12 protein-coding genes are annotated in these 12,357 nt (G+C 70.9%); 1 reads left to right on the top strand and 11 read right to left on the bottom strand.

Annotation, left to right across the window (positions count from 1 at the left end; translation table 11 throughout):
- Positions 1-31: 31 nt before the first annotated feature.
- The 11 genes from ACWD3C_RS21740 to ACWD3C_RS21790 form a co-directional block, all read right to left on the bottom strand.
- The gene (locus ACWD3C_RS21740) at positions 32-802 is read right to left on the bottom strand and encodes a hypothetical protein (RefSeq protein WP_451146253.1); all 771 of its coding nucleotides are present in this window, start codon (positions 800-802) and stop codon (positions 32-34) included.
- A 97-nt stretch (positions 803-899) separates the two neighbouring features.
- Positions 900-2,045, bottom strand: coding sequence for a hypothetical protein (locus tag ACWD3C_RS21745; protein WP_451146255.1), 1,146 nt, complete (start codon positions 2,043-2,045; stop codon positions 900-902).
- Positions 2,046-2,186: 141 nt separating this feature from the next.
- Positions 2,187-2,885, bottom strand: coding sequence for a hypothetical protein (locus ACWD3C_RS21750; RefSeq protein ID WP_451146257.1), 699 nt, complete (start codon positions 2,883-2,885; stop codon positions 2,187-2,189).
- A gap of 28 nt (positions 2,886-2,913) precedes the next feature.
- Complete coding sequence (locus tag ACWD3C_RS21755; protein WP_451146259.1) at positions 2,914-3,435, bottom strand: hypothetical protein; 522 nt, start codon at positions 3,433-3,435, stop codon at positions 2,914-2,916.
- Positions 3,432-5,003: an ATP-binding protein gene (locus ACWD3C_RS21760; RefSeq protein WP_451146261.1), complete on the bottom strand. Its 1,572-nt coding sequence runs from the start codon at positions 5,001-5,003 to the stop codon at positions 3,432-3,434. Before ACWD3C_RS21760 ends, ACWD3C_RS21755 begins: the two co-directional genes overlap by 4 nt.
- A gap of 30 nt (positions 5,004-5,033) precedes the next feature.
- Positions 5,034-5,486 (bottom strand): DUF6238 family protein, encoded by a 453-nt coding sequence (locus ACWD3C_RS21765; RefSeq protein ID WP_451146263.1) that lies wholly within the window; start codon positions 5,484-5,486, stop codon positions 5,034-5,036.
- Positions 5,487-5,520: 34 nt separating this feature from the next.
- The gene (locus ACWD3C_RS21770; protein WP_451146265.1) at positions 5,521-6,993 is read right to left on the bottom strand and encodes an SCO6880 family protein; all 1,473 of its coding nucleotides are present in this window, start codon (positions 6,991-6,993) and stop codon (positions 5,521-5,523) included.
- A gap of 142 nt (positions 6,994-7,135) precedes the next feature.
- Entirely contained in the window at positions 7,136-8,530 is a 1,395-nt protein-coding gene (locus ACWD3C_RS21775) for an SCO6881 family protein (RefSeq protein ID WP_451146267.1), read from the bottom strand.
- Between the two features lie 26 nt (positions 8,531-8,556).
- Positions 8,557-9,246 carry a hypothetical protein gene (locus tag ACWD3C_RS21780; protein ID WP_451146269.1) on the bottom strand — a complete coding sequence of 230 codons (690 nt, stop codon included), beginning with the start codon at positions 9,244-9,246 and terminating at the stop codon, positions 8,557-8,559.
- Positions 9,246-9,554 (bottom strand): DUF6112 family protein, encoded by a 309-nt coding sequence (locus ACWD3C_RS21785; protein ID WP_403745295.1) that lies wholly within the window; start codon positions 9,552-9,554, stop codon positions 9,246-9,248. Before ACWD3C_RS21785 ends, ACWD3C_RS21780 begins: the two co-directional genes overlap by 1 nt.
- Before the next feature lie 85 nt (positions 9,555-9,639).
- Positions 9,640-10,785, bottom strand: a complete 1,146-nt coding sequence (locus tag ACWD3C_RS21790) for a C40 family peptidase (RefSeq protein ID WP_451146271.1) — start codon at positions 10,783-10,785, stop codon at positions 9,640-9,642.
- A gap of 579 nt (positions 10,786-11,364) precedes the next feature.
- Between ACWD3C_RS21790 and ACWD3C_RS21795 the strand changes: the two genes are divergently transcribed.
- Positions 11,365-12,111 carry a DNA-methyltransferase gene (locus ACWD3C_RS21795; RefSeq protein WP_451146273.1) on the top strand — a complete coding sequence of 249 codons (747 nt, stop codon included), beginning with the start codon at positions 11,365-11,367 and terminating at the stop codon, positions 12,109-12,111.
- The last annotated feature ends 246 nt before the right edge of the window (positions 12,112-12,357 follow it).

Here is a 12,357-nt window from a genome sequence, read left to right on the forward strand (position 1 = left end):
CCCTTTGAGTCTGACATCAGGCAGTTCAAGTTCAGTACTTACGGCAAGTGATGCGCGGGTTCACCGGTCGGGCCGCCGGGCTGGAGGCGGCGGGCGTGGCAACCGGCGCCTTATCCGGCAGGCCGGCGCGGGCGGGACTGGCGGCGAGCGCGGTGGCGCTGATGGGGAACTTGTGAGCGGTGAAGCCCTGGTTGCGCTGGTGGCGCGCTGCCGTCGTGGGCGCGGGTGGGCGGCGCGCGGCTACGTCCTGGGCGAGGAGGGGCTGCACGGCCACTTGGAGGTCGGATCGGTGCATCGCCAGCGTGGCGGTGGCGACCTTGCCGAGCGCCTCGCTGCGGTCGGTGGTGATGGGCAGCGTGTAGATGTCCAGGCTCGGGTTATGCCGCCAACCGTGCTCTTCCAGGATGAGTCGGCCGCCGAGAGCGGAGGAACCGTCGGCGGTGGCGGCGACCACGCCGAGCTGCGGATGCTCGGCGAACGCGACGTCCGGCTCCACGCGCGGGGGCTGGCCGCGGACGGGCGCTGGTCCGGAGGCCAGCGAGGGGTCGAACGCGGCGTCCACATCAACCCGGTAGCCGGCCTTGCGCAGCAGCGCGACGGCCCGTGTGGCGCGGCCCTGGCCATCACGCTGCTGGTTGGCCAGCGCGTACAGGTTGGGGTGGTCGGGGACGGGGTGGAAGTCGAATCCCTTCAACATCCAGGCACTTGCGGCCAGGTGCTTCGGGTTGGAGGCGACGATGCCGAAGTCGGGGTGGCGGCCGACTGCGATGTAGGGAAGCGGGTCGTGCTCGGGGGTGGGCATGGCGGATCCATCCGATGCGGGCAGGGGGAGAGGGGCGGTCGAGGGCGGGGATGGTTCTGCTGGTGCGGGACATGGCGGGCTCCAAGCTGGGCAGCGGTCAGCGACCGGGTGCGGACGAGGGTCGGGCGGGAGGCAGGGCGGGACGTACGGCTGAAGCCGACGGCAACGCGGCTGGGGTCGTGCGCCGTGCGGTCGGCGAGACCGCGAGAGCGGCGGCCACTCGGGGCGCCGCCGGTTTCTCCGGGGCGACTTGGTCCGCTCGGGCCTGGACCCTGTCGGGGTGGTCGGTGTGCCGGTCGGCCAGGTCGCCGCGCATGGACCGGATTTCGAGCGCGTAGGAGTCGAGTTTCTTGGTGATGTAGCGCAGGCGGTTGGCGTAGTGGGGATCGGCGGGTGCGCGCAGGCCCTCCCACCAGTCGGCCGTCGTGTTGAGGGACTCGACGACGCGCTGGAGAACGCCGTCACCGGGAGCGGTCAGCTCGCTCAGTGCGGCGACGGCCTCGCTCGTATGCGCCGCCGACTGGATGGATTGGGTCAGGTGGCCGAGCCGGTCGCCGAGGCTGAGCCCGTGATCGCCAGGGGGCGGCCGGCTGGGGTCGAGCAGGTCGGGGTCGCATGAGACGTCGAAGCCCTCGGCCTGCAGCATGTCGAAGGCCCGGGTCACCATCTGTCGCTGCTCGACCAGGTCGGTCATGGCGGAGGGCAGTCGGTGGAAGCGCTCGCGGAACAGCACGACGGGGACGAAGCCTGCACGGTGGAGCACCGCGTCGGCAGCGCTCTCCGGGGCAGGTCGCCGCGGTTCCGGTCGGGGCGTGAGGCCGAGCTGATCCAGGCGCGTGTCGATGGCGGCGAGCAGGCGGGGGACGCTGCCGCCATGCCGGGCGTGGGGACCGTCGGGCTCCGAGTCGTAGATCACTTCGTGGAGCGTGGAGTCGTCGGGATGCCCGCGGGTTACCAACCAGCTCTCGGGATACCCGGGCGGGCGGTCGGTGGCTGGTTCCTGGGGTGGCGAGATGATCAGGGAGCTGCCGTCGGGAAGTTCGGCGTGGACGATGTAGTCACTGAGGCCGTACTCGACGGTGCAGGCGACGCCGCGCTGCCGAAGCGGCGTGGTCAAGTGGCTGTACTCGTGCTCACGCTCCGACGTGCCAACGGCGGCTTCCTGGATGAAGGGTTCGCTGGTGCGCGCAGTGATGCGTGTGCCCTCGCGTTGGAGGGTGACCAGGGTCTGATCGGGGCGCATGTGGGCTTCTCCGTGGCCGGTCGTCCCCAGCGGTCGACGGCGGGAAGCCGCAGCCGGGCGGGGGCTGGCAGGGGTAGTGGTGTTCGTCGAGGATCCGGCGATATGGCGGTTTGGCCTCGCCGGAACTCGGTGCTAGAGGCGTCAGCGCGAGCGGCGCGCGGCAGGGGGGTCCGACGCTGCCGAGGCGGGCGGCGAAGTGGGAGAGGCACCACGTTGGCCGGAGGCGGATCGGGCCAGGGCCGCCTGGACACGCCCGGTGTGCGCAGACTGGTCGACGCCGATCCGGTCGGTCAGGTGATCGGCAGCCCTGGCCAACGCCGCTCCGCTGTAGCCGAGTTCGTCGGCGTAGTGCCAGCCTTCGGAGTTGCGGATCTCGCGGGCTCGTTCCTCGTAGAGCTCCCGCGACCCGGGCATGGAGCCCTCCATGAGCGCGATGACCTGATCCCACTCGCGGCGGATCTCGCCCGCCCGCGCCAGTACGGAGTCGATCCCCCGCAGGCGCAGCAGATCGGCGCTGATCGCGCCGCTAAGATAGTCGGCCGGTTGCGCGGTTGCCCGTACACCGGCGAGGACTTCAGGGCCGTGGGTCAGAAAGGTCTCGACGTGCTCCCAGGCGGCGGCGTCCCTGGCCACCTTGCCGTCGGCGTACCCGGTTTCGTCGACGGGCCAGCCGTCTTCGTCGCAGTACGAGTCCGAGACGGCATCCCATCGGTCTGACGCCTGCCTGATGCCGTTAGCGGCGGAGGCCAGGGCCTGGACGCGCACCCGCCATCCCGCCTGTTCGCTGGTGTCTTGCGGCTGACTGTCAGGGGAGGTGGGGGAGTCGGGAGAGATGGGCATGGTTGTTCCTCGTTCCTGTACGGGTGCCTCACCGCGAACGCGGCAGCGAGCGCACAGCGGACGGTGAGACGGGAGCCGGAGCGTCGCTCTGCTGGCCGGGGGAAGTTCCCCGGGCCGACGCTGCTGGCGAGAGGCGGGCCGCTGCTGCGGCTCGGTGCGACCGGGAGCGGATCTCGTGGTCGACGTTCTCCGTGACGAGATGCAGCTCCTCGCCGAGGTCGGTCAGCCGGGAGGCGATGGCGTCCAACTCAGACGCGCTGTTTCGGGCAAAGTGGGGGCGACACCACTCGGAGGCGGTTTCGAGCATTTGGTGCAGGCGGGCCACCGCGCCGAAGTCCTCCGTAACGGCCTCGTGGAACAGGTCGGTGAACTCCTCGGTTCGGGCTGCGGCGAGGCGGTCGTTCCAGTCCGTGGCCGGTGCGCCGTTGTCCGGACTCGCGGCCGGGCCGGTCGTTGGGTGGTGCTGGGGTGGGGCGGCGTTCTCGACCGCGCCGAACCGGAGGCCGGGGACGAGCCCGGACCGGGAACCCACGACCCCACGTGGACTCATCGCCGCACCTTCCGGCGCTGGAAAGGCACCAAGGACGCTTCAGTTTTCGTGAACTCGGCGCGTTTGCCGGACATGCGGGCGTCGGTGTCGAACAGCTCGCGCTCGGCCGGATGCAGGATGTGCTGGGTGATGAAGCTCCGACCTGCGACTTTCCACAGGCCCCGGCCCTTGGTCAAGGCGGACACGGCCTGGGTTTCGACACCGGTCAGGCCGAGCAGCGACGCGGCGGCGGCGAGTTGGTCGGGCTCCTGGCGGTAGATGATGCGGGTGCTGCAGTCGGCGAGGAGGCCCTCGGCCAGCACCCGGCCGCGCGAGCCGACGTCGCCCGCGCTTAGTAGATCGCTGAGGCGGTGGATGACCATCAGGTTGGCGATGCCGAGACCTCGGCTGAGCTTCCACTGGCTCTGCATGCGCTCCAGGAGGCCGACGTGCCTCATCACACGCCATGCCTCGTCGTAGATCACCCAGCGTCGGCCGCCGTCCGGGTCGGCGAGCGCGGACTCCATCCAGGCGCTAGCGCAGGTCATCGCGAGGACCAGCGCGGTGTCGTCGCCCGAGCCACCGAGCCGGGAGAGGTCGATCGACAGCATCGGGGTGGTCGGGTCGAAGGCCACGGTCGAGGGCGCGTCGAACATGCCGCTCAAGTCGCCGTGGACCAGACGGCGCAGGGCATGCGCGAGGTCTTGCGCGGCGGGCCCCATGTGCCCGGCCTGGTCGCCGAGGGCCTGGTCGAGGCGCTCGGGCGAGCCGAGGGTGTGCGCGATCTCGCCGAGCAGCGGCACGGTGCCCCCGGCCTCGGCCTCGGCGACGACCAGGTCCAGCGCGAGATCCAGGGCCGTGTGCTCCATCGGCTGGAGATCGCGCTTCAGCACGGTGCGCGCGAGGCCGGCCAGGAGCAGGAGACGGCGCTTGCGGACCTCGGTCGACCAGTCGTCCTCGCTCACCGAGGCGGGTCGGGCCGGGGCATCCAGGGGGTTCAGCCTGCCCGGAAGCCCCGGGCCCAGGGCGATGCTGTAGCCGCCGAGAGCCTGCGCGACGGCCGTCCACTCCCCCTTGGGGTCGCACGGCACGTAGACCCGGTAGCCGTGCGCAATCGCCCGGGTCGCGATGGACTTGGCCAGCGCCGACTTGCCCATACCGATGATCCCGGCCAGGACCGCGTTGGGATTGGTGAAGCCTTCGATCCGGCCGCTGCTGTACAGCGAGAACGGGTCGTAGCAGAACGCCGCCTCTGCGTGGACATCGCGGCCGATGAAGATGCCCTCCGCGCCCAGGCCGCCCTCGGCGAGGAACGGGTAGGCCCCGGACACGGTGGCGGTGGTCATCCGGTGGGCGGGCAGGCTGAGCTTGCCGCCGCGTGCCGAGGAGGGGCCGGGGCGTCCGGAATGCGGGTAGGTAGGCCGCAGCTCCGGGTCGAGGGTTTCCTCGTTGCGGCGCTTGGGCGGGGCTCCGGCGAGTCGGGCCTGGCGGCGGGCCTCAGCGAAACCGGCGCGGGCGGTTCGCTGCTCGGTGCGCGATGCCTTGCGAGGGACGAACAGGTGGGAGGCGCTGGCGCGGGTGCGGGGCATGAACGTTTCTCCAGACGGAAGGCAGAGATGTCAGTGGCGGACGAGGCCGGTGAACGGCGCGTGGAGGTCGGCCGGGGTGGTGCGGCGGCGGACCAGGTGCGCGGTGAGTTGGTGGCGCTGGCAGATGGTCAGCTCCGGTGCGCCTTCTGGCAGGCCGGCCTGGCACGCCTCGCGGTCGGGTACCTCGCCGGAGTCCGGCCGGGGTGCCGCGTGGTAGGCGGCGTGGACGTGGTCGGCGGCCTGCCAGATTCGGGTGCGGGCGGCGCGGAGCTGGGCGCCCTCGATCGGCACGAGCTGGCCTGTGCGGGCGGCGTGGGCGTCGAGCAGGCCGTGCAGCGAGACGAGGTGGGCGTGCAGGGCGTCCAGCTCTGCGCGGGTGGTGACGAGAGGACCGCCTGGAACGTTGAGCGCGCGGTGGAAGTCGAGCGCGGCGGTGGCGAAGGGCACGAAGTCCTGCGTGGTCGGGCTGGCGGTGCGGGACATGGGGGTGCTCTTTCGGAAGGGAGGAGGGCCGGCATCAGGCGGCGAGGGCGAGCGGCATGGCGGCGGCGGTGAATGCTTCGGCCTGCTGCCAGGTGAGCGGCCGGAGGTCGAGCTGGGCGCCGACCGCCGCGGTCTCGACGACCGCGCAGGCGGAACGAAGCTCCTCCTCCGTGTCGGCCGAGACGGTCAGCAGGCCGGTCAGGGCGACATCCGCGTGGCCCGCGATGAGCTGGCGCTCACGGGACTTGATGTCCTGGTACTCGATCGAGTCCGCTTCGGAGTCGACCTGGCCGCGCCGCGCTCGCTCGGCGGCGTCCGCGATCACGGTGGCCTTCTTGCGCTGGACATCGCGCAGTGCGGCGTCCAGACCCTTCGGCTCGTATGACAGCGACAGGGTCCGCCGCACTCCGGCGGTGAACAGGAGCTGGTGCAGGAAGCCCGCCGACGTCTCGGTGCGGGGCCAGTTCTCCACCCAGTACGTGGAGTGGACGGCGGAGTCGGTGGCGATGTGGTCCGACTTCTCGACGACCACGACCGGGCCGGCAGCGGCGGGGTCGGCCTCGGGACGCCCGGAGGAGGACCAACGGTCCAGTGCGGCAAGGGCCTTGGGGTCGTATGCCGTTCGCACGACGGCCGCGATCTCGTGGGCGGTGAGCCAGCCGGTGGGGTTGAGCCCGGCGGTGCGGGCGGCCTGGTCGAAGGTCGAGGTCAGCTGCGCCAGCACGCTGAAGGACCCGGTCAGACCGCCTCCGGCCTGGTTGATCAGGCGTCGCGCGGCCTTGGCGTCCAGCGAGACCGCGACGTACGCCTCGTGCGGCGCCGCGGCCGGGCCCGCGCTCTGGATCAGCTCGCTGTAGATCGCGCCGGCCACCGGGGCGTCGGGTCGGCCGTGCTCCTCCCAGTACCGGCGAAGGGCGTCGCCTGAGTCCGGGACGGTGCGTTCGATCACCTGGATGCGGGCGACCTGGCCGGTGCGGGCGAGAGCGGCGAGCGTGCGTCCCCAGCCGTTGACGTTGGCGTTCTGGGTGCCCGGGTCGAGCAGCGCGTAGGCGTGGGAGGACACCTTGACGACGGCGGTCAGCGTGCCGGTGTGGGGGTTGTGGACCGCGCCGTACCGGCGGTCCGGGGCGGTGACCACGCGCAGGCTGGCGGCGGTACCGGGCAGGTGGAGGAGTCCTTCGCGGACCGGGCGGCGGGAGGGCCGGACGAGCCAGATCAACTGGCCCCGCATCCGCCGGAGCACGTACCGGGTGACGATCGGAGCCCAGTCGGCCAGGGCTCGGCCTCGGTGGCGAACGAAGACGAGGAGGGCGATGGCGGCCCACAGCGGGGTGAGTTCGAGAGCGCCGGCCACGCCACGGGCGAGGATCACGGCGAGCAGGAGCAGGCCGGTGAGGCTCACGACGATCAGTTGCGGGGCGGTCAGGCCGAGCAGGATGCCGCGCCTGCTGCGGTGCGGGAACTTCACGGTGGCCGTGGTGGCTTCGGCCTGGGGGTTGTCAGACATGGCGGTTCCAGACAGTGGGAGCGGGCGGGAAGGGGCGGAAGGCGCGGCGCTCTTCTGGAGGTCATGGCAGGACTCCGTATCGGGTGGCCGGGGGAAGGGGGCGGGCTGGAGGGATGCAGCCCGCCCCCTGGGTGGTGGTGGGTCAGGACCCGGACGGCGGCTGGTTGGGGTAGACCCAGCTCGTCGGAGTCGGGGAGCCGGTCGCCGACGGACCGGTGGAGGGCGGCGGTGGTGCGGCGGGGCCGCTGGGCGGCACGGCACCTGCGCGGGTCAAGCTGCCGCCCGGAGCCGACGCGCCAGCGGGCTGGGCGGCGGAGGGAGCGCCCCCCTCGGAGCCTCCTGCTTCGGCGTCGGCAGGCCGTGTGATCAGCGCGGGGATGCCGGGGCGCTGGATCAGGGCGCGGCCCTTGTCGCCGGAGGCGTTCGGGTCCTCGCCGTACCGGAAGCTGGTCTGCGGCCTCGGGGGTCCGGCGTCGATGCCCTCCTTGCTCAGGTTGCCGCCGGTGGGGTTGATGCCGGAGGCGACACCGTCGCTGCCCGCGCCGGGGACCTTGCTCGGCCCCTGCGGAGCAGGAGTGCCGGTGCTGGCCTGCATCGCGAGGCTGCCCGCGGTCTTCGCGGCCCCCGCGGCGACCGCCATGCCGGCGACGCCGGTGCGGTGCAGGTCGTCGTGGCCTCCGCCGTCGGTCGCCCAGTGGACGAACTTGTAGGTGGCGTACGGGCAGAGCAGGACCAGGACCATGACGACGATGCCGGCCATCGCGTCGGACAGGGCGGCCATTCCGTCCTGGGGATCGGACTTGCCCATCGCCGAGACGCCGATCAGGAACACCACGGTCATCAGCAGTTTCGACACGACGAGGGTGGCGGTGGCCTCGATCCAGCCCCGCCGCCAGCGCTTGGCGACCTCCCAGCCGCCGCCGGATCCGGCGAAGACCGCGAGGGCGACCATGATCAGGACGCCGACCTTGCGGGCGACCATCACGCCCCAGTACATGAACGCGCCGATCGCGCAGCCGAGGGCGACCAGGGCTGGGACGCCCCAGCCGAGGCCGTACATCGCCCCCAACTGGTTGACCTTGATGACGCGGCGGATCGCGTCGTCCACTGAGCTGTTGGCTGCTTGGAACAGGCCGTCGGACAGAGCATCGACCACCGTGATGGCCACAGAGGTGAAGGCGACGGCGCAGAAGGAGAAGAGGACGCCGGTCATCGTGCCGATCGCGGCTTGGGCGAGGGCGCGTTCGTCCCGTCGCCAGGCCGCGAACATCAACTGGATGCAGAACGTGCCGACGGTCAAGGCGAGGCCGATGGGCAACAGCAGCTCGTAGTTGTCCCGGAACCATCCGGCGTTGAGATCGATGGCGGTGGTTTCGTTGACGGCCTTGGCGGCGAGGTCGGCTGCGCTGGCGGCCAGCTCACCCGCTGACTTCGCGATCCACGCCCCGATGCCGTCGGTGACGGTCCCGGCGGGGTTGGTGGCGAAGTCGACGGCGCCGCAGACCTTGTCCATCAGCGGAAGGTCGCAGACTCCCATGGCGGTACCTCCTTTCTGGGGTGGGGTCAGGGCGCGACGGCCGGCAGGACACCGGCCAGGGCACAAGGCTGGGAGGGGCGGCACTGGACCGCGAGGGTGGTGACGCGGCTCTCGGCGCCGCCGTGCGACGAGCCTTTCCAGGCGATCGACTGTTTGCCGGAAACCGTGACGGCGTAGACGTACGCGGTGGTGATCGCCCCGGGGTCCGCCTGCAGGGCCTGGGTGAACGAGTCAGGGAAGTGCGCCTCGTTCACGGTGGCGGTGGCGAACTGGCCGTTGGCGGCCATCTCCTTCCACAGCACGCGCGAGGGGACGAGCGCGTCGACCGAGGCGGTGTCGGCGTACTTCCTCTCGCTGGTCAGCCACCCGTGCAGGGCAGCCAGCAGCTCATGCTGGGAGTACGCGCGGGTGTCGTAGGACCACAGCGCTGCGGCTGCCGCCTTACCGAACTTGATCGGATCGTGGGTGGACGGGGGCACGGGCAGGGCGCTGCGGCTCCCGTGCGGTGGTGGGGAGGAGGAAGGAGAAGCGGTCGGGGAGGAGGGGGAAGCCGAACTCGCCTGCGGTGCGGGAGCCTTGGAGGAGGTCCTGCCGTCGCGGGTGAGGTAGGCGGCCAGGCCGGCGAGGGCGACGAGCACCACCAGGACAGCGGTGCCGAGCAGCGCCCGGCGGCGCACGCGAGATGCGCCGCCGGGGTTCGTGGAGCGGGGAGACATCAGTGGACCTGCGTCCCCAGCGTGCTGAAGAACGCCACCACACCGTTCGCGGCACCCAGCAGGAGGGCCGCGCCAGCGCTGACCAGCACGCCCTTCTTGCCGCTGGCCTCGGCCTGGTGACCGCCGGAGTGATGGCCCCAGGCCCACACGCCCGCGCTGACGGCGAGCGCGCCGACCACGGCGATGATCCCGAAGAGGTTGATCGAGCCCATCACCTGCTTGAGGACGGCCAGGCCCGGCAGCCCGCCCTCGTTCGGCTTGATCCCGGGGTCGTAGGCGAGCTGGATGACCTTGTCAGCGAGATACATTAAGAACTCCAGTTCGATTTAATGCACGCCAAAGCCCGCGGGGCGAAGCGGCGGTGCAGGGAAAGGGGGAGGGGAGAAGCGCCGGTCAGACGACTCGGCGGACCGCGAGAATCTGCGATTTCCAGGAGGCGACGGTTGCGATGCGAACCACGTCGCCGGTCCGCGGGGCGTTGATGATCAACCCCTGGCCGGCGGCCATCCCGACGTGTTCCGGGACTTCGGCCGTCCCCTCGGTGAAGACGAGGTCACCGGGCTGGAGAGCGTCAACCGATACCGGCTTGCCCTCTTTGACCTGCGTGTACGTCGTCCGGGTGAGGGTGATCCCGGCGGCCTTGTACGCCTGCTGCATCAGCGAGGAGCAGTCGCAGCGGCCCATGGGGTCGGGCCCGTGGGAGTCGGTGCAGCTCCCGCCCCACTGGTACGGGGTGTTGAGCTGGCCGAGCGCCCAGCGGATCGCGGTCTGGACCTTGGGCGGAGCGTCTGCCGGGATCTTGTATCCGGTCGGCACCGCGCCGGGCGGGATGGTTCCGAAGTCGGTTCCGTCCCCGCCGGTCGTACAGCCGCCCGCGGTACTCGGCGGAGGACTGCTCGTGCTGCCCGAGCCGGATGGCGAAGGGCTCGGCGACGTGCCGCCGGCCTTAGACAGCAGCGGCTCGATCGCCTGATGCAAGGCGGTGGCCAGGGGCTCCCACTTCGCGTAAGCCTCGGGGAAGCCAGACTTCTGCACCGCCTGGGCGGCCTGGGTGAGGGACAGGGACTGCCAGCCCGAGACCTTCTCCAGCGCCTCGTAGAACTTCGTCGAGGCGTGCACCGGGTCGAGGATCTCGTTCGCGGTGCCCCATCCCTGCGACGGACGCTGCTGGAACAACCCGAGGCTGTCGCGGTCGCCGTAGGTCAGGTTCCGCAGGCCGCTCTCCTGCAAGGCGGTCGCCAGGGCCACGATCTGGCCTCGGGCCGGGATGTTCATCGCGACACCGGTGGCCTGGATGGTCTTGGCGTTGGGCACCTGCTCGGCCGGATCGTCCAGGCCCGGCACGGAGACTGTCCCCTTGTCGCCGCCGTCCAGGATCGCCTTCACCTGAGCGGCAACGGCCGAGGTATCCACAGCCTGTGCACCGCCGGTCGAGCAGGAGGCCGAGGCACTCCCGGCCGCGATACCGAGGATCGGAACGGCCAGCAGCAGCGGACCGGAGGCGAAGAGACCGACGACGGTTCCGGTGGTCTTCTTCATCGCCGCCGCCGTTCGCCGGGGCGGACAGCCCGGCCGGGCAGCGGGGTTGGGTCAGGGCGTGGGCGTATCAGGGCGTCCTGCATCGCAGCGGCTCCTCGCGGTTCGTAGGAGGCGCGGTGCCGACTTCTCGTGCAAAGCCGTCGGCACCGCGCCGATGTGAATCCGCCTCTCAGGGCGGGCCCGTGTCAGGGGAGTTGGTAGCTCCCGGACGCCGGTTTCAGGTCATGCGCGGCAGCCAGCCGCGCTCGTAATCTCAGGCGGTGCACCGGGTCTCCTCACGGCTTCACGAACGGGGGGGCAACGTGCCCTCCGGGCCGCGCCTTTGGACGCGGCAACACGGATCAGCACAGGTCAGCGTGGGTGGAGACGGGCTCCGCCTCGGTGACACGGCGAGACAGTAGACCGGGATTCCGGCCGCACCAAACGACCGCCGAACCCGGGCCCGGAGTACGGCACGGGCTCGCTAGGTGCGGCCGGAAATCGCGGCTAACCTCCGGCGCAACCCCACTCCGAACGGCCGCTGTTGACCGCCGTCTGGAGCTGGCCTAGTCCCGTCGTGCCCTGAAAGAGGCCCCGCACATGAGCTACACGCTGCACCGAGGCGACGCCCTCACCGTGCTGAAGACCCTCCCCGACGAGAGCGTCAACGCCGTCATCACCGACCCCCCGTACAACTCCGGCGGACGCACCAGCTCGGACCGCACCGGCCGCACCGCCCGCGCCAAGTACGTCACCAGCGGATCGGCGCACGACCTGCAGAACTTCCCCGGAGAGAACCGCGATCAGCGGAGCTATCGAAGCTGGCTGACCGCGCTGCTCACCGAGGCGTACCGGGCCGCGACCGAGCACTCCGTCGCCATGGTCTTCTCCGACTGGCGCCAGGAGCCGACCACCAGCGACGCCCTGCAGATGGCGGGCTGGACCTGGAGCGGCACGATCCCCTGGATCAAGCCCGCGAGCCGGCCCCGCAAGGGCGGGTTCAAGCAGTCGGCCGAGTTCATCACCTGGGGCGTCAAGGGCAGCCTCGAAAAGGACCGGGACCTCTACCTGCCCGGCCACTTCATCGCCTCCCAGCCCCGCAAGGACCGCGTCCACATCACCCAGAAGCCGGTCGAGATCATGCAGCAGCTCGTGCGGATCTGCCCCGAAGGCGGCACCGTCCTTGACCCCTTCACCGGCAGCGGCTCGACAGGCGTCGCCGCTCTGCGCGAGGGCCGGCAGTTCGTGGGGGTCGAGCTGTCCTCGCATTACGCCGATGTCGCTGAGGCCAGGCTCCGAGCGGAGCTGACCCAGGACGACTTCATCCTGGCTGGACCGGAGGCGTGATCATGAGATCCAGAAGAACGGGTTTGGCAGAGCGCATACCGATGGTCGGTCGGAGCATTGGACCCACTGATGCTCCGGTTGACCATCGCTGTACTTTCCCTCTCGCGCAGCTTAATAAGCTGCTGCCCTTCCTTGCTGAGCGAGTCGCGTCGACGGACTGCGTGATGAGACCGATCGCATTTCGGCAGAGTTGGCCGCCGCCAAGCTGGAATGACAGGATTGGGTGATCGCCCGCAGGTGGGTCGG

The sequence above is a fragment of the Streptomyces sp. NPDC002845 genome (genome assembly GCF_053591955.1).

Excerpts from the sequence above, each read along its gene's own strand:
- ACWD3C_RS21740 (WP_451146253.1), bottom strand. The coding sequence starts at position 802 with ATGCCCACCCCCGAGCACGACCCGCTTCCCTACATCGCAGTCGGCCGC.
- ACWD3C_RS21745 (WP_451146255.1), bottom strand. The coding sequence starts at position 2,045 with ATGCGCCCCGATCAGACCCTGGTCACCCTCCAACGCGAGGGCACACGC.
- ACWD3C_RS21750 (WP_451146257.1), bottom strand. The coding sequence starts at position 2,885 with ATGCCCATCTCTCCCGACTCCCCCACCTCCCCTGACAGTCAGCCGCAA.
- ACWD3C_RS21755 (WP_451146259.1), bottom strand. The coding sequence starts at position 3,435 with ATGAGTCCACGTGGGGTCGTGGGTTCCCGGTCCGGGCTCGTCCCCGGC.
- ACWD3C_RS21760 (WP_451146261.1), bottom strand. The coding sequence starts at position 5,003 with ATGCCCCGCACCCGCGCCAGCGCCTCCCACCTGTTCGTCCCTCGCAAG.
- ACWD3C_RS21765 (WP_451146263.1), bottom strand. The coding sequence starts at position 5,486 with ATGTCCCGCACCGCCAGCCCGACCACGCAGGACTTCGTGCCCTTCGCC.
- ACWD3C_RS21770 (WP_451146265.1), bottom strand. The coding sequence starts at position 6,993 with ATGTCTGACAACCCCCAGGCCGAAGCCACCACGGCCACCGTGAAGTTC.
- ACWD3C_RS21775 (WP_451146267.1), bottom strand. The coding sequence starts at position 8,530 with ATGGGAGTCTGCGACCTTCCGCTGATGGACAAGGTCTGCGGCGCCGTC.
- ACWD3C_RS21780 (WP_451146269.1), bottom strand. The coding sequence starts at position 9,246 with ATGTCTCCCCGCTCCACGAACCCCGGCGGCGCATCTCGCGTGCGCCGC.
- ACWD3C_RS21785 (WP_403745295.1), bottom strand. The coding sequence starts at position 9,554 with ATGTATCTCGCTGACAAGGTCATCCAGCTCGCCTACGACCCCGGGATC.
- ACWD3C_RS21790 (WP_451146271.1), bottom strand. The coding sequence starts at position 10,785 with ATGAAGAAGACCACCGGAACCGTCGTCGGTCTCTTCGCCTCCGGTCCG.
- ACWD3C_RS21795 (WP_451146273.1), top strand. The coding sequence starts at position 11,365 with ATGAGCTACACGCTGCACCGAGGCGACGCCCTCACCGTGCTGAAGACC.